Origin of the sequence: Streptomyces abyssalis (genome assembly GCF_001751365.1) — a bacterium.
Lineage (GTDB): Bacteria > Actinomycetota > Actinomycetes > Streptomycetales > Streptomycetaceae > Streptomyces > Streptomyces abyssalis.
In genome coordinates, this window is record NZ_LJGT01000038.1 from 769,747 (window position 1) to 790,779 (window position 21,033).

At 68.1% G+C, this 21,033-nt stretch carries 16 protein-coding genes and 2 tRNA genes; 9 read left to right on the forward strand and 9 right to left on the reverse strand.

The features are described 5' to 3' along the window. Positions 1–34 precede the first annotated feature (34 nt). Positions 35–157, reverse strand: a complete 123-nt coding sequence (locus tag AN215_RS30635; RefSeq protein WP_275520878.1) for a hypothetical protein — start codon at positions 155–157, stop codon at positions 35–37. 457 nt (positions 158–614) lie between these two features. Between AN215_RS30635 and AN215_RS10635 the strand changes: the two genes are divergently transcribed. Beyond that, positions 615–1,820: an IS110 family RNA-guided transposase gene (locus AN215_RS10635; protein WP_070012789.1), complete on the forward strand. Its 1,206-nt coding sequence runs from the start codon at positions 615–617 to the stop codon at positions 1,818–1,820. A 37-nt stretch (positions 1,821–1,857) separates the two neighbouring features. Here the strand turns inward: AN215_RS10635 and AN215_RS29530 are convergent, their stop codons facing one another. Beyond that, positions 1,858–3,330 carry a P-loop ATPase, Sll1717 family gene (locus AN215_RS29530; protein WP_420856231.1) on the reverse strand — a complete coding sequence of 491 codons (1,473 nt, stop codon included), beginning with the start codon at positions 3,328–3,330 and terminating at the stop codon, positions 1,858–1,860. A 355-nt stretch (positions 3,331–3,685) separates the two neighbouring features. Here AN215_RS29530 and AN215_RS29805 point away from each other — a divergent pair. Continuing rightward, a tRNA-Phe gene (locus AN215_RS29805) sits at positions 3,686–3,761 on the forward strand. Positions 3,762–3,829: 68 nt separating this feature from the next. Here the strand turns inward: AN215_RS29805 and AN215_RS10640 are convergent. From AN215_RS10640 to AN215_RS10650, 3 genes are all read right to left on the reverse strand, one after another. Next, the gene (locus AN215_RS10640) at positions 3,830–5,062 is read right to left on the reverse strand and encodes an IS30 family transposase (RefSeq protein WP_070008649.1); all 1,233 of its coding nucleotides are present in this window, start codon (positions 5,060–5,062) and stop codon (positions 3,830–3,832) included. 135 nt (positions 5,063–5,197) lie between these two features. Then, positions 5,198–5,452, reverse strand: coding sequence for a hexameric tyrosine-coordinated heme protein (locus tag AN215_RS10645; RefSeq protein WP_070012871.1), 255 nt, complete (start codon positions 5,450–5,452; stop codon positions 5,198–5,200). 214 nt (positions 5,453–5,666) lie between these two features. Next, the gene (locus tag AN215_RS10650; protein ID WP_070013821.1) at positions 5,667–6,506 is read right to left on the reverse strand and encodes a patatin-like phospholipase family protein; all 840 of its coding nucleotides are present in this window, start codon (positions 6,504–6,506) and stop codon (positions 5,667–5,669) included. A 141-nt stretch (positions 6,507–6,647) separates the two neighbouring features. Between AN215_RS10650 and AN215_RS10655 the strand changes: the two genes are divergently transcribed. Further along, positions 6,648–7,295, forward strand: a complete 648-nt coding sequence (locus AN215_RS10655) for a TetR/AcrR family transcriptional regulator (RefSeq protein WP_245694387.1) — start codon at positions 6,648–6,650, stop codon at positions 7,293–7,295. A gap of 67 nt (positions 7,296–7,362) precedes the next feature. On the opposite strand, the gene AN215_RS10660 is transcribed toward AN215_RS10655, so the two are convergent. Further along, entirely contained in the window at positions 7,363–8,883 is a 1,521-nt protein-coding gene (locus AN215_RS10660) for an FG-GAP and VCBS repeat-containing protein (RefSeq protein ID WP_070012869.1), read from the reverse strand. Between the two features lie 267 nt (positions 8,884–9,150). On the opposite strand from AN215_RS10660, the gene sph reads away from it, so the two are divergent. Next, positions 9,151–10,188 (forward strand): sphingomyelin phosphodiesterase, encoded by a 1,038-nt coding sequence (gene sph / locus AN215_RS10665; RefSeq protein ID WP_079122883.1) that lies wholly within the window; start codon positions 9,151–9,153, stop codon positions 10,186–10,188. 378 nt (positions 10,189–10,566) lie between these two features. On the opposite strand, the gene AN215_RS10670 is transcribed toward sph, so the two are convergent. After that, complete coding sequence (locus AN215_RS10670) at positions 10,567–11,709, reverse strand: ABC-2 transporter permease (RefSeq protein WP_070012868.1); 1,143 nt, start codon at positions 11,707–11,709, stop codon at positions 10,567–10,569. Between the two features lie 101 nt (positions 11,710–11,810). Here AN215_RS10670 and hrpA point away from each other — a divergent pair, with 101 nt between their 5' ends. From hrpA to AN215_RS10690, 4 genes are all read left to right on the forward strand, one after another. After that, positions 11,811–15,992 carry an ATP-dependent RNA helicase HrpA gene (gene hrpA, locus AN215_RS10675; RefSeq protein WP_070012867.1) on the forward strand — a complete coding sequence of 1,394 codons (4,182 nt, stop codon included), beginning with the start codon at positions 11,811–11,813 and terminating at the stop codon, positions 15,990–15,992. 92 nt (positions 15,993–16,084) lie between these two features. Next, positions 16,085–16,159 (forward strand) — tRNA-Asp (locus AN215_RS10680). Positions 16,160–16,280: 121 nt separating this feature from the next. Then, positions 16,281–16,976, forward strand: a complete 696-nt coding sequence (locus AN215_RS10685; RefSeq protein ID WP_079122884.1) for a DsbA family protein — start codon at positions 16,281–16,283, stop codon at positions 16,974–16,976. A gap of 48 nt (positions 16,977–17,024) precedes the next feature. Next, positions 17,025–17,297 carry a DUF6274 family protein gene (locus tag AN215_RS10690; RefSeq protein ID WP_070012866.1) on the forward strand — a complete coding sequence of 91 codons (273 nt, stop codon included), beginning with the start codon at positions 17,025–17,027 and terminating at the stop codon, positions 17,295–17,297. A 531-nt stretch (positions 17,298–17,828) separates the two neighbouring features. On the opposite strand, the gene bldC is transcribed toward AN215_RS10690, so the two are convergent. Beyond that, positions 17,829–18,035, reverse strand: coding sequence for a developmental transcriptional regulator BldC (gene bldC, locus AN215_RS10695; RefSeq protein WP_027749187.1), 207 nt, complete (start codon positions 18,033–18,035; stop codon positions 17,829–17,831). Positions 18,036–18,575: 540 nt separating this feature from the next. Further along, complete coding sequence (locus tag AN215_RS10700) at positions 18,576–19,451, reverse strand: DUF8083 family protein (protein WP_070012865.1); 876 nt, start codon at positions 19,449–19,451, stop codon at positions 18,576–18,578. 270 nt (positions 19,452–19,721) lie between these two features. Here AN215_RS10700 and AN215_RS10705 point away from each other — a divergent pair, with 270 nt between their 5' ends. Beyond that, positions 19,722–20,852: a Leu/Phe/Val dehydrogenase gene (locus AN215_RS10705; protein ID WP_070013818.1), complete on the forward strand. Its 1,131-nt coding sequence runs from the start codon at positions 19,722–19,724 to the stop codon at positions 20,850–20,852. Positions 20,853–21,033 lie beyond the last annotated feature (181 nt).

Here is a 21,033-nt window from a genome sequence, read left to right on the forward strand (position 1 = left end):
TGACGCCAGTTCTGACGCCAACGGCAGCGATCCGCTACAGCAACGTGCCCTCCAGACGCCCGAGAGCTTTCCTCTGCTCATCCAGCGAGGCATGTGCGTAGACCTGCATCGTGACGCCGTGATCGCTGTGCCCGGCTATCTGCTGGACGATGTGCACGGGGGTGCCGAGATCAAGGGCTCGCTCCGCTCGCCGCGCGGCCCGGCTCGCCGCCGGGCCGCGCGCAACGCGAGTCGCAGAAGAGGGCGCCATCGTGGTTGGGACGGCCGGCTCCACGGCCTTACGGAGCCAACTTGGAGCGAGCCTCTAAGATCATGGCCCAGATCGGGCTATTGCGGGCAGGCGAGGAGCCAGCCCGATTCGCGGAAGCGTAAGGGCCATGATCTCTCGCTCCAAGCAAGCTCCACCCCAAAGCCGCTCCGTAAGTTGTTCGGCGGTCCGGGAGGGTCGGGTGTGGCTTTAAAGCCGCTTGCCTTCGGTGGCTCCGGTGGAGTGGCCGCCCGGCTCTCCGGGACGCCTGCCTGCTGATTGAGATGTGCGAACCGGTCGCTGCTTACGGAGCTGACAGCGGGTGTTCCTCGGACCGACACCACGTCGCCGAGCCGAGGAGACGCTCATGGCAAAGCAGTTGACCCAGATCTGGGTCGGCATTGATGCCGGCAAGGCCCACCACTGGATGACCGCGGTCGACGACGCCGGTGCCGCAGTGTGGAACCAGAAAGTCCCCAACGACGAGAGTGCGATCCTCGACGCCCTCGGCAGCGTCCTTGCCCTTGCCGATCACGTGCACTGGGCCATCGACATTGCCGGCACTGCCTCCGCGCTTCTGCTGGCGCTGCTTGCATCCCACTGCCAGGAGGCCGTCTACGTGCCTGGTCGGACAGTCAACCGCATGTCCGGCGCCTATCCAGGTGAGGCCAAGACCGATGCCCGCGACGCCTATGTCATCGCAGAAACCGCCCGTGTCCGACGGGACTTCACCAGCATCGGTGTCAGCGCTCAACTGGCCGCCGACCTTGCCCTCCTCACTGCACACCGGTCCGACCTGATCACCGACCGGGTCCGCATGGTCAACCGGCTCCGCGACGTGCTCACCGGGATCTTCCCCGCACTGGAGGCTGCCTTCGACTACTCCGACCACAAAGGTGCCCTCACCCTGCTCACCGGCTACCAGACTCCGACGGCCATCCGCCGCCGCGGCCTCACTCGTCTTACGACGTGGCTGACCCGCCGGAACGTGCGCAATCCTGCAACCGTCGCGCACACCGCCGTCCAGGCCGCAGATGCTCAACACACCACGTTGCCCGGCCAGCAGGTCGCCGCGGACATCGTGGCCGACATCGCCCAGCAGATCCTCGACCTCGATGAACGCCTCAATCGCATCGACAAGCAGATCCGCTGCACCTTTCGCAGCCACCCTCAGGCTGCCGTCATCGAATCGCTGCCCGGCATGGGACCCATCCTCGGCGCCGAGTTCATCGTGGCTGCCGGGGACCTGACCTCTTACGCGAACGAAGGCCACCTCGCCTCCGCGGCCGGCCTGGTCCCCGTCCCCCGCGACTCCGGACGCCGCACCGGCAACCTGCACCGGCCCCAGCGCTACAGCCGACGCCTTCGCCGCGTCTTCTACCTCTCAGCCCAGACCAGCATCATCCGCGAAGGGCCCAACCGCGACTACTACCTCAAGAAACGAGCCGAGGGCGCACAGCACGTCCAAGCCGTCATCGCTCTCGCCCGCCGACGAGTCGCAGTCCTCTGGGCACTCCTACGCGACAACCGGCCCTTCACTGCGATGCCACCACAAGCGGCTGCGACAGCTTGACTCGCTCATTGAGACTCCGCCGACCGTGAAAGTAACCTCAGGCAGATTGACGACTCAAGTCGAGAGCTTCTTTGAAGCCGGGATGGATACGAAATACTTCTGACGCCGCATTGAATCGAGCTCTCGGGTCACGGTACCGCCAAACATACTCGGAACCACCTCCCCGACCACCGGGCTTAAGGTAGCCAACGACTGAGAATTCAAAGAGTTGACTCAGCGCAACGATTGGCTCCACCTGGGCGTTCAGCGACCTCCTAAGCCAAGCCCCCTCGAAGGCGACTAGAGAGAATTGCAGCGATCCGATCTCTTTGAGCACTTCCATGTATTCCTTGTACTGAGGTACATGTTTAGCGATTTCGTCATCCAGCTCACTGAGAAGGTAATCAGAATACTCTGGGCGCGCTTCGTGAACGGCCGTATTGTCGAACTGCGTGTCCCCCAATTCGCTTGAAGACTTATACTGATTCAAGACCTCGTTGCAAAACTGGATCACATCGCGGGGCCTCAGGAATGTGCGGTCACAGATGTGCTGATACTTATTCTGTCGACTTGGCATTTCCTTAGACTCGTCGAACACGTCCTCCCAAGTGACCCTAGGAGTCCTTTCGTCTCCCAGCGCCTTGCTGAAACGGCTCTCCATGAGCCCTTTGAGTGTCAGCCCACTACCGTACTTATCCCACTGCACCCGTTCCATGAAATTCCGTGTAATTTTATTCTTGTCCTCGAATTGCAAGTCTTGATAGATGTCGTCTCGCAGGAAAACAACGACGTTGAGTTTCTTCCCCATGTCTCGGGCTGCAACAAACAGGTCTCGGGCTGCGAGAATGAGACCGATTAGACGCTGAGCATATGGTTCGTTGCTCTTGACAAATTCCAGGTCCAACTGGTCGAAGCAGATGTAGTAGGAGTTGTCCGGATTAAGGGAGTTCAGTACGTGCTCTTGCACTGCACGGTTCACCTCCTGAATGTGAGGGGGCAACTCCTTCACGCGAACACGCTCACCTGAGAATTCGATAAATGGCATTTTGAGTACGCTCTTTAGGCGCAGCTCCCTGCTCGGACTGAAGAGTTGACGGATATCAGGGTCGCGTGATCCATAAGAATCGACCACGAAATCCTCGAGAGCCGTGATGGAGTCGAAGGATTGATCGCTCCACGGTTGGCTCTGATCGTTATTGAGTAGGATTTTTGCCAATCCCATCAGAATGAGGAATTTCCAGCTGTGGAAGTACCGACGCTCCTCCGGGACTCCGGTTTGCCCTTGCAGGTCATGATGATGCCAAGGGTAGTCATTAAAAGAATGGCCGTAAGCGAACTCGTGTGGATCTCGCTCAGTCAAGAAACGCTTATAGATGGCAGTCTTCCCCGATCCTTTCCTTCCAAGGATGAGAAATTTCCTGTTCTCCTTGGCGGAGATATAGGCCGGGTGGTCTTGGAAGCATTCACGGAGAAGGGAATCCGCGTCAGCATCGGTGGCGCCAAAATCTTCTACGTCGCGCAGGTTCAGCATGATGTTCACCCCGTCATTTGAGCTAGCTTACGGCAGTGCTCTTACCGTACTGCTGAGACGCGGAGTGTCGATCGGTATCGGCCAATTTCGTTGGCTCGTGGGGCAGCCGAGTCCAGTCAGACCGTTGAGTTGGTCGATTGCCGTACGAGCATGGCGGAGGGTGGAAAGACGGAGTCAGCGCCGACCCACAGGAGCGGCCAGCGTGGGCTACTTCGCTTCAGGGATGGCGGCCATGATCCCAGGCCTCGTGATCCGCTGGTCCCTTGCACCAGGGTGACCCGTCGTGACGCCAGTCGTGACGCCAACGAGGTTGGACGTCGGCGGTCGAGGCGGATGTCAGCGCACCATCGACCTGGGCGTAGCGGGGCCCCGCCTATCCCCTCCTCCGCCTGAAAAGCGGAAGGTCGCCGGTTCGACCCCGGCCCCAGCCACTGTCGCTGAACAGCGAAAAGCCCCCGTCGAGTCAGGCGAATTCGAGGGGTCGTTGCAACACAAGTGATCAACTGGCTGTTGCCAGGAGCTTAGCGAGGCGCTCGGCTGGGGTTTCCCAGCCGAGCGTTTTGCGTGGGCGGCTGTTGAGTTCGGCTGCGACGGCGTCCAGGTGGTCTCGGGTGTGGACGGACAGGTCTGTTCCTTTCGGGAAGTACTGTCGCAGCAGGCCGTTGGTGTTCTCGTTCGAGCCGCGCTGCCAGGGGCTGCCGGGGTTACAGAAGTAGACGGGGATGTCGGTGGCGATGGTGAATGCCTGGTGGGCGGCCATCTCCGAGCCCTGGTCCCAGGTCAGAGACTTCCGCAGGTGCGGCGGCAGGTCCTTCACGGTCTCGGCCAGCGCGTCTCGGGTGTTGCCCGCGCTGTGACCGGCCGGCAGGTGGACGAGCAGGACGTAGCGGGTGGCTCGCTCCACGAGGGTGCCGATCGAGGACTTGTGATCCTTGCCGATGATGAGGTCGCCCTCCCAGTGGCCGGGAACGGCCCGGTCGGCGGCCTCAGCGGGACGATCGCTGATCATCACCATGTTCGGGATGCTGCGGGGCTGGCGCTTGTAGGACTGTCGGTGGGGCCGGCGCCGTGCGCGACCGGTTCGCAGGGCTCGGGTCAGCTCGCGGCGGAGTTCTCCGCGGCCCTGGACGTAGAGGGCCTGGTAGATGGTCTCGTGCGTCACGTGCATCTCCGGCCGGTCGGGAAAGCGTGCACGCAGAGCGTGGCAGATCTGTTCCGGGCTCCATCGCAGCGTGAGGTGGTCCTGGATGAAGTCACGCAGCTGCGAGTTCTGCCCGATCTTGCCGGGCTTGGGACGCGGGCGCCGCTGTTCGGCTCGGCGATGGGCGGCATGCGGGCGGTAGACCCAGCAAGACGCGTCCCCGCGTAACGGCATGCCGTTACGGCGTACTTCTCGACTGATCGTGGACGGGCTGCGGTCCAGCTCGGTGGCAATCTGCCGGATCGAGGCGTTCTCCCTCAACCGGTCGGCTATGTGGATGCGGTCCTTCTCCTGGAGGTAGCGCGAGGAGCCGGAAGCCGAAGCCTCGACATGGATCGGAGGCTTCGGCTTCCCTGTAGGCGGCGCATGCCAGCCGTTGCGCCATCTCTTGCCGGTCCGCAAGTTGATGCCGACGATCCGGCAGGCCTCTCTGCTGCTGTAGCCCTGCTCCATGAGCCGGAAGTATGCCGCCCGCTCACGCGTCAGACGGCGCCCCTTCTGATGCCGGTCCGCCCGGATCTCGAAGTCCATCGCACCCCTTGAACTGGGGTGTTGCAACGACCACTAGAACTCAAGTCGTCTCGGCGGGGGCTTTCGCGTGCCTGCGACGGCAGTGGGCCGCGGGTTCGGTCGACAGTGACGACCCTGCGCTGTGGCCGGTGGTCCTCAGTCGCGCCAGTAGTTGTTGGCCGCAGCGATCGTCTGGAACTCCACGGCCACGACGCGCGTCGCTTCGATGAGGCTGTCAGGGGAGGTGGCGTAGTTGGGGCGCCCCCCGGCGAGTACGTCGAGGTCCGGCTGGATGTTGTGCACGGTGTGCCGTGCGATCGTCAGCGCCAGGGCTCGCCCCTCCTCCGCTGTCTTGGTGATCAGCGTGCCGCCCGGGATGAGGACCATGCCTTCCTCAGGTACTCGATTCATGGATCACATGATCGTCGACACAGGATCGGCCTTGTGAACTGACACTCCGCCTTGCCCAGGGACGGGTACTCAGGCAGGTCCTGGACCTCGGCGTCGCCGTCGCGTGGACGACCGGGGCGACCGGGGCGAGCACGGCCGAACTCCTCGGCTGCTTCCCCGTGCCCCTCGCGTGTCCCGTCCGCTGGAACGTGGCGGCCACTTGGAGACGGCCGGCTCAGCCGTGCCAGACGGCGCGGATCCGTTCGGCATGCGCGGCCGCCTGGCGCCGCCCCGACCGGGCCGCGCCGGGAACGCGGGACGGGTCCATGGCGTTGCGGCCGAAGGCACGACGCGCCTCGCGGTCCGGAACGACCAGCGCGGTCCGTACGCCGTGCGCCGCCAGGGAGGCGACCTGGCCGGCGGCGCCGGGAGCGGCCCCGGGCGCCTTGGGAACGGGGGCCAGCACGACCGCCCGGGAGCAGTCGTGCACCAGGTCGGCGTTGGTCGTCGAGCGGACGCCTCCGTCCACCCAGCGCCCCTCCCCGATCGTGACGGGCGGGAACAGGGGAGGCAGCGCACAACTCGCGGCCGTCGCCCGCAGCAGGTCGACCCCGCTGCCGGCGCTGAAGCCGGCTGTCGCACCGGTGAGAGCGTCGACCGCGAACAGCCGCAGGGGCCGCTCCGGCCACGCCCGGCCCGGCAGTTGGCGTCCGATCGCATCGAGGAGTTCGCTCTCCGGTACGTCGCGCACCGCCAGCGCCAGCCTGCTCAGCCGCTTGAGCACGGTCCCCGGATCACGTGAACCGAGGGCGGCCCACAGGTACTTGACGGTCATGGCGAAGGTGACGGCCGGCTCCAGGATGGTGCGCTCCTGGCTGATCTGTTCCGCGTACAGGTCCGCCGGCGCTGCCCCCGCGGCCAGTTCCACGGCGAGCAGCGAGCCGGCCGACGTACCTGCGAGCAGGTGGGCGCCGCTGAGATCCACACCGGCTTCTGCCAGCCCTGCCAGCAGACCGGCCTGCCACGCGTACGCGGTCAGTCCTCCCCCGCCGAGCACCAGTGCCGTGTCCGCCACGCCCACCCTTCCCGCTAAACGAGGACTACTCCCCGTTTCCGTCGGGGACGCTAACATCCCAACCGGGGAACAGTCCACGCTTCCGTACGGTCCGAAGACCCGGGGGCGGCAGAGGACCGTCTGCTGCAGAAAGGGGGACCCGTGACGCTGCGGCGCGACGCCCGGCGCAATCGCGATGCGCTGCTCTCGGCCGCGCGGGAGGTGTTCGCCGCGCTGGGGCTCGACGCTCCGCTCGACGAGATCGCCCGCCGCGCGGGGGTGGGCAACGCGACGCTGTACCGGCACTTCCCCAACCGGGCCGCGCTGGTCGAGGCCGTATTCCACGAGCTGCTGACCGGGACCCGGCGCAGGGGTGAAGAGGCGCGGGCCGAGCCCGACGCGTGGACCGGGCTGACTCGCTATCTGGACGGGATATTCGAGGGCCTGGCTGCCGACCGGGGCGCCAACGACCTGATGACCACGGGCCTGGAGGGCGTCCCCTCGCTCGACGCACTGCACGCCCACAATCTGGAGACGGTCGGGATGCTTCTCTCCCGCGGCCAGGAGCAGGGCACCGTGCGGGACGACGTCGTCGCCGAGGACCTGCTCCTCGCCCTCGCCGCGCTCGGCCGGGTGGTACCGGCCTGCGCCGAGGCCGCCCCCGGCGCCTGGCGCCGCTTTCTCGCTCTCTTTCTCGACGGCCTTCGCGCCGAGGCGGGGCGGCCCCTGCCCGGGCCGCCCCTCAGCCTCGACCAACTCGGCCGCGTACTCCACGACTTGGGCCCCCACAGGACGAGGGCCTCGCGCTGAGGACAGGCGCCGCGGTGGCGGCGCCTGCCCTGCCCGGCAACGGCTCGGGTTCCGAACCGGTGGAGGATCAGTAGGGCGCGTACAGACCCGTCCCGTTCTCGTTGGCGAAGGAGCCGCCGAAGCCGGCCCCCGCGGCCGGGGTGCCGAGGTCGACGGGGTTGAAGGCGAGCGAACCGGCCGACGTGAGGCCGGCCGAGGTGCCGCGCAGCGACCAGACGGCGCCCGTCCCGTTCTCCTCCGGTGCGGAGACGGCGAGTTCGGCCTTGGCGTCCTTGGTGACGTCGAGCAGGCGCACCGCGCCGCCGAAGCGGTCGCCGGCCTCGGCCACGCCCGGGATCCCCGCGGTGTCCTGGTGGAAGGCCTGGGCGCCGGTGCCGCTGAGTCCGCCGGAGCGGCCCTTGAGCAGGACCACGGCGCCCGCCGCCGACTTGTTGCCGATGGCTTCGAAGGGCACGCCGGCGGCGAGGTCCGCGTAGCCGTCGCCGTTGACGTCGCCCGCGTCGAGCCGCGCGCCGAACTGGTCGCCCTTCTCGCTGGTGCCCGGGACGCCCGCGCTGTTCTGGGTGATCGTCCTGGTGCGGGTGGCGCTGGGCCCGTCGGCAGTGCCGTAGTAGACCTTCACGGTGCCGGGGTCGTACGGCAGTTCCTCGGTGATGTCGCCCGGGACCGTGCGGGTGGCCAGGTCGCCCTTGCCGTCCTTGTCGAAGTCGCCGACGACGGCGGTGGCCGCGGACTTGAGCTGCTTCGGCTCCGTCGAGAGTCCGGAGGCGGTGCCCTGCCAGAACCGGCCGCCCTCGGCGTGGTTCTGGTACGCGTAGAAGGTGGCCAGGTCGTCGACGCCGTCGCCCGTCATGTCGCCCGCCGCGACGGTGTGGATGTCGTTGTCGGTGGTGAACATGTCGATCTGCTGCTCGTCCGCCGCCTCGCCGCCGCGGGTGAACGGGCCGGAGAGCACCGAGCGCGTCTCCCAGTCGTCGCCGTGCTGCATGAAGAGATCGGCGTTGCCGTCGCCGTCGAAGTCCCCGGCCGCCATGTTGGCCCCGGCCTGCCAGTAGGGCTCGGCAGGGGCCTCGATGGTCGCCGAGCCCTGCCCGCTGATCCCGCCTCCGCGGCCCCAGAGCACGGTCACCGTGCCGTAGCCGGACGTGCCGACCTGCTCGCCGGAGGACCACACCGCGAGGTCGGTGAGGCCGTCGCCGTCGAGGTCGCGGGCGACCACCTTGGCTCCGAAGCGGTCGTCGGTCTCGGCCACGCCCGGGACGCCCGCGGTGTTCTGGTCGATGTACGTGCTGGACGCCGTCCGCAGCCCGGAGGCCGAGCCGTAGGTGACCACGACGTAACCGGCCCTGGCCTGGCCGCCGACCGTGGCACCGGACGCGGTGGTCGCCACGTCCTGGAAGCCGTCTCCGTCGAAGTCCTCCCGCACGGAAGCCGATTGGGCCGCCGCCCCCTTCGCGGCCCCCGCCTGCCCCGACTGGGCCGCCGAGCCCGGCTGGGCCGGCTCCGCACGGCCGGCCGCGGACGCCGTGCCTCCCGCAAGAACGACGGCCAGGCCGGCCGCGGCGGCGCACAGTGTGCGAACGCGCATTTCCCCTCCAAGTCCCCCCGGATGCGCCTGATGGCGCCGGTACGCAGATGAGACCAGCGGAGCGCACGAAAAGTTGTGCAGGGACCCTGATCCTCCCGAACCAGGACCGAACCGTGCCGACCCGTACCCACCCGCACCGACCCGTACCGACCGCCCCGGACTCCCGCTGTCCGAGCCGAATTCGGCGCGCGGGTACGGTTACAGAAATCAAGCTTGCTTGCTTGGATGGACGTCGTACGTATCCCTCACCCCCCACGGGAGACGAACATGCCACCCTCAGCATCCGCCTCCGCACCGGCGCCTCCGCCCCGCGAACCGCGAAGACTGCGCCGCCTCAAGGGACTTGCCGCCGCCGCGGTGCTCGCCGGATCGGCCCTGTTCGCGACGGGCTCCGCCGCCACCGCGTCGCCCGGGGAGTCCCCCAAGGCCGCCGAAACGCCGGGCCTGCAGGTGCTCAGTTACAACACCTTCCTGTTCAACAAGCTCATCTATCCCAACTGGGGCCAGGACCACCGCGGGGACGCGATCCCCGACGCGGACTTCTTCCAGGGCCACGACGTGGTCGTACTCCAGGAGGCGTTCGAGAACTCGGTCTCCGACAAGCTCCAGGAGAAGGCCGCCGCTCAATACCCGCACCAGACACCGGTGCTGGGCAGGAGCAAGGACGGCTGGGACGCGACCGGCGGCTCGTGGTCCGACATCGCGCCCGAGGACGGCGGAGTCACGATCCTCAGCAAGTGGCCGGTCGTCCACAAGGAACAGTTCGTCTACGACCACGGCTGCGGCGCCGACTACCTCTCCAACAAGGGCTTCGTCTACGCCGTGCTCGACGTGAACGGCGCCAAGGTGCACGTCGTCGGCACGCACGTGCAGGCGGGCGACTCGGCCTGCGGCGACGGCGAGCCGCAGAAGATACGTGCCGAGCAGTTCCGCGCGATCGACTCGTTCCTCGACGAGAAGAAGATCCCCGCGGACGAACAGGTCATGGTCGCGGGCGACTTCAACACCGACTCCCGCGGCGAGGAGTACGCGTCCATGCTCGCCAACGCGGACCTCGCTTCCGCGGACGCCCGCACGGGGCACCCCTACTCCTCGGACCACGTGGAGAACACCATCGCCAAGGGCCGGAGCGACAACGGCAGCCGGTCGGACCTTGACTACGTGCTGCACCGCAACGGCCATGCCCGGCCTGCCGGCTGGGAGAACGAGGTCGTCAAGGAGGAGACCGCACCCTGGGAGTCCTCCGAGGGCACCTTCACCAACCTCTCCGACCACTACCCGGTGATCGGCGGCCCCGCCTCGTAACACAGCGGCGCATCGAATGCGGAGGGCCCCGCCGGCGTCCGGCGGGGCCCTCGCTCTGCTTCACACGCTCAAGGCGGTGCCTCACACGCTCAAGGCGGTGCCTCACACGCTCAAGGCGATCACACGCCCGGGCTCACACGCCCAGGACCGCCCCTGTGAGCTTTCGGTGAGTCAGGCTCGGCGGCGGTGCGCCTTCCTGCGTACGGGAGTCGCCACGTCGTCCTCGGCGTGGGCGCGGTTGCTGCATGGTCACCCATACGCCCGCGACGGCGGCAAACGCGCTGATGGCAGCACACACGGTATTGATCACCTCGGTCACTGCCACGGTTCTCCCCTCCTCCACCGGATCGGGCCTGCGCTGCGGTCTCTGACACCGTCTCATTCGCGTACGGACCACGGCAGCAGGTTTTTCCACCACGCTTCGCCGCCGTCGCCGCGGCGCCGGGCGTCGAGGCCGAGGAAGACCGCGGCACCCCCCACCGCCCAGGCAGCGAGCACCAGGTACGGCGTCGCGTGCTGGTTGCCCGGGAAATAGACCGCCGTGTGCTGGGCGTTCACGGACGCTCCCGGGGGCAGCCACCGGCCGACCTGGCCCAGTACGGACGGGAGCAGCGGCCAGGACACGGCGCCGCCGGAGGAGGGGTTGCCGAGCAGCACCATGACGAACCAGGTGGGGATCATCGCCCAGCGCCCGATGAGGGCGTTGAACATCAGGAACACCATGCCCGACGTGAACATCGTCAGCGTGAGGATCATCCAGGAGTGCACGAACGGCAGGTGCACGGCCTGGAGGAACCAGCTCACCATCGCCGCGATGATGAAGCCGCCGAGCAGCGCGTACGAGGCGATGAAGGAGAGCCGGGCGACGGGGGAGAGATCCGGCACGTTGACGCTGAGCTGGATCGCGCCGATGAAGCCGATGATGTCGGCGGCGAGGGTCATGTAGAAGATCGTCAGCCCGCGCGGGTCCCCCTTGCCGAGCGGCTTCAGATCGCCGACCGTCACGCGTACGCCCGTCTTCTGCCCCACCTTCGGTGCCGTCTCCTGCAGCACCTCGGCCACCGAGGCGCCGGCGGCGCTGGAGAGGTCCAGCCTGACGCGTTCACGGGCGTCCATCCGCAGCACCGCGAAGACCTCCTGGTCCTCGACTGCCTCCTTGGCCTGCGCGAACGTGCCGTAGCGGTGCAGCTCGAGCGAGGAGCCGAGCGCCTGCTCCAGGCCGTCGACGAAGGCGCGGGCGCGGCCCTCGTCCTCGATCTGGCCCACGACCGCCGCGGGGATGTCCCGGGGTGTCGGGTCGGCCATGGCATAGGTGTAGGAGCCGGCGAAGAGACCGGCCGCCGCCGCGACGATGAGCGCGAGCACGGTCGCGGGAAAGAACGGCGTGTGCGTGAAGATCCGCCATCGGGCGCGCAGCCCGTGGGGCGGGTGCTGCACACCCCGCGCGCCGTGCGGCTGCTGTGACTGCGGTCGCGACCGCGACTTGTCCGCGCCGGGCTCCGGTTCCTGCTGCTCGCTCATGCGCGACACCCTAGGTCTCACTTGTTCTGATACGTATGCATTCATCCCCTTCATGAATTGGTTGGCCGCCGGATTCGGTGAGGTGCGATCCTGGAGCCGGTATGCCGACATCCACGTCCCCCACCCCGTCCTTCGACGCTCTCCGCGAGCGTCTGCCCGAGCTGATGCTGCGCGACCGGCAGCGGCTGGGGCGGCGCCTCGACGGCGCACGCAAGGTCCGCAAGCCCGAGGCGCGCGACGCCGTCCTCGCGGAGATCTCCGCGGCCATGGACGACTCGGAGCTGAAGGTGGCCTCCCGGCGCGAGTCCCTGCCGTCGATCACATATCCGGAGCAGCTCCCGGTCAGCCGGAAGAAGGACGAGATCCTCGCGGCGATACGGGACCACCAGGTCGTGATCGTCGCGGGCGAGACCGGGTCGGGCAAGACGACGCAGATCCCCAAGATCTGCATGGAGCTGGGCCGCGGCATCCACGGGACGATCGGGCACACGCAGCCTCGCCGGCTCGCGGCCCGCACGGTCGCCGAACGCGTCGCCCACGAGCTGAAGTCGCCGCTCGGCGAATCCGTCGGCTGGAAGGTCCGCTTCACCGACCAGGTGGGGGAGAACACACTGGTCAAGCTGATGACGGACGGCATCCTGCTCGCCGAGATCCAGCAGGACCGCGAGCTGCGCCAGTACGACACGATCATCATCGACGAGGCGCACGAGCGAAGCCTCAACATCGACTTCCTTCTCGGCTATCTGGCACAACTGCTGCCCAGACGCCCGGAGTTGAAGGTCGTGATCACCTCCGCCACGATCGATCCGGAACGGTTCTCCCGGCACTTCGGCGATGCGCCGATCGTCGAGGTCAGCGGCCGCACGTATCCGGTGGAGGTGCGCTACAGGCCGCTGCTCGAAGAGGATTCCGACGAGCGCGACCGCGACCAGACCACGGCGATCTGCGACGCCGTCGACGAACTCCAGGCCGAAGGGCCCGGCGACATCCTGGTCTTCCTCTCCGGCGAGCGCGAGATCCGGGACACGGCGGACGCGCTGGAGAAACGTCTCGTACGGAGGGGAGCCGCCGCCGCGTCCGGCACCGAGATCCTCCCCCTCTACGCCCGCCTCTCCCACGCCGAACAGCACCGCGTCTTCCAGGCGCACACGGGCCGCCGCGTCGTCCTGGCGACGAACGTCGCGGAGACCTCCCTCACCGTCCCCGGCATCAAGTACGTCGTGGATCCGGGCACGGCCCGCATCTCGCGCTACAGCCACCGCACCAAGGTGCAGCGGCTGCCCATCGAGCCCGTCAGCCAGGCCAGCGCCAACCAGCGCAAGGGCCGCTGCGGCCGTACGTCCGACGGCATCTGCATCAGGCTCTACTCCGAGGACGACTTCCTCACCCGGCCGGAGTTCACGGACGCCGAGATCCTCCGTACGAACCTGGCCTCCGTCATCCTGCAGATGACCGCGGCAGGCCTCGGCGACATCGAGAAGTTCCCCTTCATCGACCCGCCGGACCACCGCAGCATCAAGGCCGGTGTCCAGCTCCTGGAGGAACTGCACGCGCTGCAGACCTCCACCGCTGCGAGGACGAAGGACGCCAAGGAACCCCAGGGCACCAAGGGGGCCAAGGGCGCCAAGGGCAGCGGCAAGGACGGCAAGGACGGCCGGAACCGCCTCACCTCCACCGGGCGCAAGCTCGCACAGCTCCCCGTCGACCCGCGGCTGGCACGCATGGTGCTGGAGGCCGAGCGGAACGGATGCGTGCGCGAGGTGATGGTGATCGTCGCGGCCCTGTCCATCCAGGACCCCCGCGAACGCCCCTCGGACAAGCAGCAGCAGGCCGACCAGCAGCACGCCCGGTTCCGCGAGGAGGGCAGCGACTTCCTCGCCTTCCTCAACCTGTGGCGTTACGTGCGGGAGCGGCAGAAGGAGCTGTCCTCCTCGGCCTTCCGCCGCATGTGCAAGGCGGAATTTCTCAACTACCTGCGTATACGCGAGTGGCAGGACATCTACGCGCAGCTGCGCCAGGTCGCCAAGGCGATGGACATCCTGCCGGCCTCGTCCTCGCGGGAGGCTCCGGCCGACGCGGTGCACCAGTCGCTGCTGGCAGGGCTCCTCTCCCACGTCGGGCTCAAGGACACCGACAAGAACGAGTACCTGGGCGCGCGCAGCGCCAAGTTCGCGGTCTTCCCCGGCTCTTCGCTCTTCAAGAAGCAGCCGCGCTGGCTGATGTCCGCCGAACTGGTGGAGACCTCGCGGCTGTGGGCCCGCGTCAACGCCAAGGTCGAACCGGAGTGGATCGAGCCGCTCGCCGAACACCTGGTCAAACGCACCTACAGCGAACCGCACTGGGAGCAGAAGCAGGCGGCTGTCATGGCGTACGAGCGCGTGACGCTCTACGGCGTGCCGCTCGTCGCCGAGCGCAAGATCGCCTACGGGCGCATCGACCCGGAGACGTCCCGCGACCTGTTCATCCGGCACGCCCTGGTCGAGGGCGACTGGCGCACACACCACCGTTTCTTCCATGACAATCGCAAACTCCTCGACGAGGTCGAGGAGTTGGAGCACCGGGCACGCCGGCGGGACATCCTCGTCGACGACGAGACGCTGTACGACTTCTACGACGAGCGCGTCCCCGGGCACGTCGTCTCCGGCTCCCACTTCGACTCCTGGTGGAAGAAGCAGCACCGCGAGGACCCCGACCTGCTCAACTTCGAGAAGTCGATGCTCATCAACGAGCAGGCGGAGGAGATCAGCCGCAGCGACTACCCGGACGTGTGGCAGCAGGGCGAGCTGACGCTGCGCGTCACCTACCAGTTCGAGCCGGGCACCGACGCGGACGGCGTGACCGTCCACGTACCCCTGCAGGTCCTCAACCAGATCGAGCCCGGGGGATTCGACTGGCAGATCCCCGGGCTGCGCGAGAGCCTCGTCACCGAGCTCATCCGCTCACTGCCCAAGGCCGTCAGGCGGCACTACGTCCCGGCGCCGGACTTCGCCGCGCGCTTCCTGCGCACCGCGGCGCCGGGCCCGGAGCCGCTGACGGCCGTCCTCGCCCGCGACCTGCAGCGCATGGTCGGAGTGCCCTTCCACGCGGGCGACTTCGACCTGGCGAAGGTCCCGGACCATCTCAAGGTCACCTTCCGGGTGACGGACGAACGTCGCCGCACCCTCGCCGAGTCCAAGGACCTGGAGGAGCTGCAGCACAGCCTCCGGGACAAGACGCAGGCCGCGATCGCCCGCGCCTTCGAGTCGTCCGAGCGTGCACAGCGGAAGAAGGCGGGGGAGAGGCACGCGGAGACGGCCCGGTCTTCAGCCCGGCCCTCGGACCGGTCCGCGGCACAGTCGTCGGCGGGGCCCTCCGCGGCGTCCGCCGAAGCCCCCGGCACCGGACGCGCCGACGACGCGGCTCCCGCCCTCTCCTCGCGCACGGGCCTGACCGGCTGGACGATCGGCGCCCTCCCCCGCGTCTTCGAAGCCAGGCGCGGCGGTCAGCCCGTGAAGGCGTACCCGGCGCTGGTGGACGACGGCGACTCCGTCTCCGTTCACCTCTTCGACACGGAGGCCGAGCAGCAGCAGGCCATGTGGCGCGGCACGCGCCGGCTGATCCTGCTCAACATCCCCTCCGACCCGGCCAAGTTCGCCGCCTCGAAGCTGTCCAACCCGCAGAAGCTGGCTCTCTCCCGCTCTCCGCACGGCAGCGTGCAGGCTCTCTTCGAGGACTGCGTGACGGCCGCCGCCGACCGGCTCATCGCCGCGCACGGCGGTCCCGCGTGGGACGAGGAGAGCTTCCGCAAGCTCTTCGACGCCGTGCGCACGGACCTGGTCGACGTCACGCTGAAGACGGTCAGGCAGGTCCAGGAGGTGCTCGCCGCCTGGCACTCGTGCGAGCAGCGCCTGCGCGGCGTGACGAGCCCGGCGCTGGCCGAGTCCGCCGAGGACGTACGGCAGCAGCTCGCCGCCCTCGTCTGCCCCGGCTTCGTCACGCTCCACGGCACGGCACGCCTCCCGGACCTGCTGCGCTACCTCGTCGCTGCCGACCGCCGCCTGACGCAGATGCCGAACAACGCCGAGCGGGACCGTACGCGGATGGCCAAGGTCAAGGAGATGCACGACGAATACCTGTGGCTGCTGGAGCAGTTCCCCAGGGGGAGGCCCGTGCCGCGGGCGGCGCTCGACATCCGCTGGATGATCGAGGAGCTGCGCGTCAGCTACTTCGCCCACGCGCTCGGCACCGCCCACCCCGTCTCGGACAAACGGATCATGAAAGCGGTGGACGCGGCGGCGCCGTGAGCGTGACATGTACGTCGCTGAAAGTGAGTTCGCGACGCTCACCGGGCTGCTGTAGAGTCTCGTTCGCGCCCGCACGCCGGGCGCTCGCGCAAGGTCCTGTGGAGCAGTTTGGAGTGCTCGCCACCCTGTCAAGGTGGAGGCCGCGGGTTCAAATCCCGTCAGGACCGCAGAGATCGACAGCCCGTCCCCGCTCGCCGGGGGCGGGCTGTTCCACGTGCACCCCGGGCGTGCGACTGTGAAGCGCCGTCGTGGAAGTGCCCCCGTGGCCCTGACGACTTGGAGCGCCCCGTGACAGTCCCGTCGGAGATACGCACGGCCCACTTCTGGTTCGATCCGTCCTGCCCGTACACATGGCTGACCTCCCGGTGGCTGCTGGAGGTCGCCAAGGTCCGCCCGGTGCGGGTGCGTTGGCACCTGATGAGCCTCTCGGTGCTCAACGAAGGCCGCGACGACGACCCGGAAGGGGACCCTGAGGGCTGGCTGTGGGTCCCCGTGCGCATCTGCGCCGCCGTGCTGGAGGAGTACGGGCAGGAGGCGCTCGCGAGGCTCTACACAGCCCTGTGGACGGTCGGCGGCGGCGAACAGGAGTGGCTGGGCGACCTGCACGACTCCCTGGAGAAGGCGGGGCTTCCCCGGACTCTCGCCGACGCCGGCATGACGACGGCCCACGACGAGGCCATACGAGCGTCGACAGCCGAGGCCGTGGGGCTGGTCGGCACACATGTCGGAACCCCGGTGATCTCCGTGTCCGGGCACGGAGATCACCACGGGGGCGGGCACGGGCACGGGGAGATGGATGGAGACCGGGAGGGGGAGCGGGCCGGTGCCGGTCAGGCACGTACCGCGTTCTTCGGGCCGGTCGTCTCCGAGGTCCCCACCGGTGAAGCGGCCGCACGGCTGTGGGACGGCGTCCTGCTCGTGGCCTCGACTCCGGGATTCCACGAACTCCAGACCTCGCGCCCGCCCGCACCCGGGCCTTCTTGACGGCAAACCGTCCCGCCGGTACTTCTCGTATAGGGAGGTGGGGCATCAATGGGGACAACTCCGCGCGGCCCACGGCGGCGTGAGACCAAGGCGCTCCTGCGGGCGCACCTGGCGGCCGCCACCCGGTACCGGCACGTGACGCGTCACTGCCCCGTCTGCCACCGGCTGCTGCGCCTGGCGATGGAGCACACGGCGGAGGAGCCCGAGGACGAGCACCCGGACGGGCACGCCGACGGGCACAGCACCGGGCACCCGGACGGACGCGCCGAGCGGCACACGGAGCGCCCCAGGGAGCCACGCCGGGTCTCCGCGTCCAACTAGTCAACGCCCGTTCCGGATAAGGGCGTTCAGTGTGGAGCTGTGAAGCTGCGGGGCATCGGCTGACGAGAGGTTGCTCACTACCTCAGAGTGATCGGTCCCGACAAGTCACAGCAGATGTGACGGGAGTCACTGGTTCCGTTCCGGATGGGGAGGAACTTACGCCCTTCTCACCACGCGCCAATTTAATATGTGCAATTGCACTACGTCTCATTGCCCTCACCGTCGACCCACAGCGGACGTAGCGGCACACCCAACTCCCCCTGTCGCGGCACCAGTCGAGCCCGCCGTCTTGCTGCCCGACCGGCGCCGGCCGGGCAGCGTGACCGAATGCGATCCGCTTCCGACCAGTCCGGACACGACCAGTCCGGACACGGCAGGTCCGAGCACAAAAAGATCGCGCCGGACCCGGCGGAGTCCAGCGCGATCAACGATCAAGCGCCGTTGGGGACAGCGGCCTGATGTCTGTTGCCTCGGGCGCCGATCCGGGGTGAGGGCCCCGAATACGCCCTGTTATGCAGTTATTTCGCCTGATCAAACTTCACTGCGCTGCTGCGGGATGCCCGCGAGCAGTGCGCGCACCTCCGCCTCGCGGTAGCGGCGATGACCACCGAGCGTGCGGATCGACGTGAGCTTGCCTGCCTTTGCCCAGCGTGTGACCGTCTTCGGGTCCACGCGGAACATCGTGGCAACCTCAGCCGGGGTCAACAGCGGCTCGGCATCAGGGGTGCGAGCGGTCATGAGCGGCCTCCTCGGAGGAACCGAACCATACGGTTCTTTCCTTAAATTCTGCACCTTGGCCCGCGTTGCCCGATATGGACGTACGCGAGCCGAGTCGGTTATAGGACGAACGGCTTGTCCTCGGCACTACAACTACACCATCTGTCCAGCCACGTCGGCCAAACCGATGGAATTGCCCTCTGAGGTGTAGAACCTCGACGGATGCCGATGGACCGCCCCATAGCGGACAGTCACACCACCGTGACGAACAGTCACAGGGTGACCAAGCAGCATCAGCCCCACCAAGGTGGGCAATACCGATCTTTCCGACCATAGTTGGATGGATGGAGCCCCCGTCGAACTCCTTGTCCTATTTTGACACGAGGGACTGCTCTGAGAGCAAGGCCCCGGAAAGTGCTGTCCGTCACGCTTGAGGCTTTGGCCCCTTTCGGGACCTTGGTCCTGGAGGTCCGTGACGTACGCAACCCCCGTGGGCCCCAGTCCGTGTTCAGTTCACGAACACAGCTCGATCGTGAACCGCCACGCACCGAACCCGCGTAGTCAGTTGGCGAACTGCAGTTCTCTCACACTCCGCCAGCGGTCCGTGAGCCGCTCGTAGGCGACGCCGGCCCGCTCCCCGTCCCCTTCTCGCAGGGCCGCGATTCCCTCCGCCACATCGGCGGCGGAATCGTCGTCGGCAAGCTGCTCCTCGGGGATCGCGTGTGCCAGACCGCCGTAGTCCAGTTCGACGAGGGACCGCGGATGGAACTCCTCCAGCCATCTGCCCACGTCGACCAGGCCGTCGACGAGCGGCCCCTCCTCCAACTCCTCGCGGAGCACCTTCAGACCACGGGCGAGGCGGCGCCGCGCCTGGACCATCGGCGTGCGATAGCGGAGGACGAACTGCTGAACGCTCTCCTCACCCGTTCCAGGCTTCGCAAACTCTTTCTCTTCCGAAGAAAAAAGAACGAACCAGCGCACGGGGACATGCCAGAGGGCGGTACGGATCCACGGACGCGCATCGGGATTGCGCGTCAGCCAGCGCTCATAGTCCGCGGCGGCCTGACGCCGCACGACCGGAGGCACAGCGGCGTCCAGCACCGTCTGCGGCATCGCCACCTCCTGCTCGCCCGCCGCCTGCGACAGCGCCGCAAGCGCCTGCCAGCCCCGCAGGCGCGTACGCCATGGGCACACGCAGACCACACCGTCCACCTCGGCCACGAAGGCGTCGGCACTCTCCCGCACGGGCACGGCGACCGGCGGTACGGGCAGCAGATCGGCGAGCGAACGCCGCAACTCGTCCTGGGCGGTGGGCACCCGGTCCCGCTTCGCGTACCGCACCCAGTGCGCCCGCTCCGGCTCCGGGAACGCGGCCAGTGGCTCGTACACCCGCAGATACGCCGCGTACGGGACGATGACCGACGCCTGCTGAGCCACGCGTTTCCTCCAGAATCTCGCCTGCAAGAGCTCCCGCGGGAGCCCGGGTCCGCCCCTGCCGGGCGCACCCCGAAGGACAGTTGACTACCACCGATCGTGGCACCGCAACGATGCGGCCGCGCGCAGGTCGTACCCTGCTGTCGACCGGCCCTCCACGCCGTTCCGCGCCACAAGCACGGAAGGCGACAAAGAGGGCGTACAACCGCGACATCAGGAGTCACCACCGTGGCTGACGTACGTCCCTCCCCACAGCACACCGCGGCGCCCACCATCAGCGCCGGCGGAGCGAGTGGCACGGGGATTCTGCGGACCCTCTTCCGGTCCGAGCAGGGCGGGCACGAGCAAGTCGTGCTGTGCCAGGACCGCGCCAGCGGCCTCAAGGCAGTGATCGCCCTCCATTCCACCGCCCTCGGCCCCGGTCTGGGCGGCACAAGGTTCCACCCCTACGCAGGGGAGGAGCACCCCGAGGAGGCCGCGCTGCTGGACGCGCTGAACCTCGCTCGCGGCATGTCGTACAAGAACGCGATGGCCGGCCTCCCCCACGGCGGCGGCAAGGCCGTGATCATCGGCGATCCCGCCAAGATCAAGACCGAGGAGCTGCTCCTCGCCTACGGACGCTTCGTGGCGTCCCTGGGCGGCCGCTACGTCACCGCCTGCGACGTGGGCACGTACGTGCAGGACATGGACGTCGTCGCGCGCGAGTGCCGCTGGACGACCGGCCGCTCCCCCGAGCAGGGCGGCGCCGGCGACTCCTCCGTGCTCACCGCGTTCGGCGTCTTCCAGGGCATGCGGGCCAGCGCGCAGCACCTGTGGGGGGCGCCCACGCTGCGCGGCCGTACGGTCGGCATCGCCGGAGTCGGCAAGGTCGGGCACCACCTCGTGGAGCACCTCCTGGAGGACGGGGCGCGCGTGGTGGTCACGGACGTGCGGCCCGAGGCGGTCGAGCGCGTGCGCGCGGCGCATCCGGAGGTCGAGGGCGTCGCGGACACCGCGACGCTGGTCCGCTTCGAGGGGCTGGACGTCTACGCGCCCTGTGCCCTCGGCGGCGCCCTGGACGACGCGACCGTCCCGGCCCTCACCGCCAAGGCCGTGTGCGGGGCCGCCAACAACCAGCTGGCGCACCCGGGCGTGGAGAAGGACCTCGCCGGGCGCGGCATCCTCTACGCGCCGGACTACGTGGTGAACGCGGGCGGCGTGATCCAGGTCGCGGACGAGCTGCTGGGCTTCGACTTCGCACGTGCCAAAGCAAAGGCTGCAAAGATCTTCGACACCACGCTCTCGATCTTCGACCGCGCGGCGACGGACGGTGTTCCGCCCGCGGCGGCCGCGGACCGCATCGCCGAGATGCGGATGGCCGGAGGCGGCTCGGGGGGCGACGGCGCCGAGGAATCGTACGGCTGATCCTGTCGGGACTCTTCCCGTGGACCCCTCGGCGGGTCGACACTCGGACGCACGGTAAAATGAGAGCTGACCAGCGAAGAGAGAGCCACCGGCGGCGCCTGCCGGCGGCCGTGTCGTGCGGGCGGCGTACCGTACGGCGGCGGAAGCAGGTACCGTTGAAGCCCTACGGGCCGGTCTCTCC

Bases quoted from the DNA above. Each gene is read 5' to 3' on its own strand.
- AN215_RS10690 (WP_070012866.1), top strand. From the start codon at position 17,025: ATGGGGACAACTCCGCGCGGCCCACGGCGGCGTGAGACCAAGGCGCTC.
- AN215_RS10635 (WP_070012789.1), top strand. From the start codon at position 615: ATGGCAAAGCAGTTGACCCAGATCTGGGTCGGCATTGATGCCGGCAAG.
- AN215_RS10640 (WP_070008649.1), bottom strand. From the start codon at position 5,062: ATGGACTTCGAGATCCGGGCGGACCGGCATCAGAAGGGGCGCCGTCTG.
- AN215_RS10660 (WP_070012869.1), bottom strand. From the start codon at position 8,883: ATGCGCGTTCGCACACTGTGCGCCGCCGCGGCCGGCCTGGCCGTCGTT.
- AN215_RS10645 (WP_070012871.1), bottom strand. From the start codon at position 5,452: ATGAATCGAGTACCTGAGGAAGGCATGGTCCTCATCCCGGGCGGCACG.
- AN215_RS29530 (WP_420856231.1), bottom strand. From the start codon at position 3,330: ATGCTGAACCTGCGCGACGTAGAAGATTTTGGCGCCACCGATGCTGAC.
- bldC (WP_027749187.1), bottom strand. From the start codon at position 18,035: ATGACCGCTCGCACCCCTGATGCCGAGCCGCTGTTGACCCCGGCTGAG.
- hrpA (WP_070012867.1), top strand. From the start codon at position 11,811: ATGCCGACATCCACGTCCCCCACCCCGTCCTTCGACGCTCTCCGCGAG.
- sph (WP_079122883.1), top strand. From the start codon at position 9,151: ATGCCACCCTCAGCATCCGCCTCCGCACCGGCGCCTCCGCCCCGCGAA.
- AN215_RS10670 (WP_070012868.1), bottom strand. From the start codon at position 11,709: ATGAGCGAGCAGCAGGAACCGGAGCCCGGCGCGGACAAGTCGCGGTCG.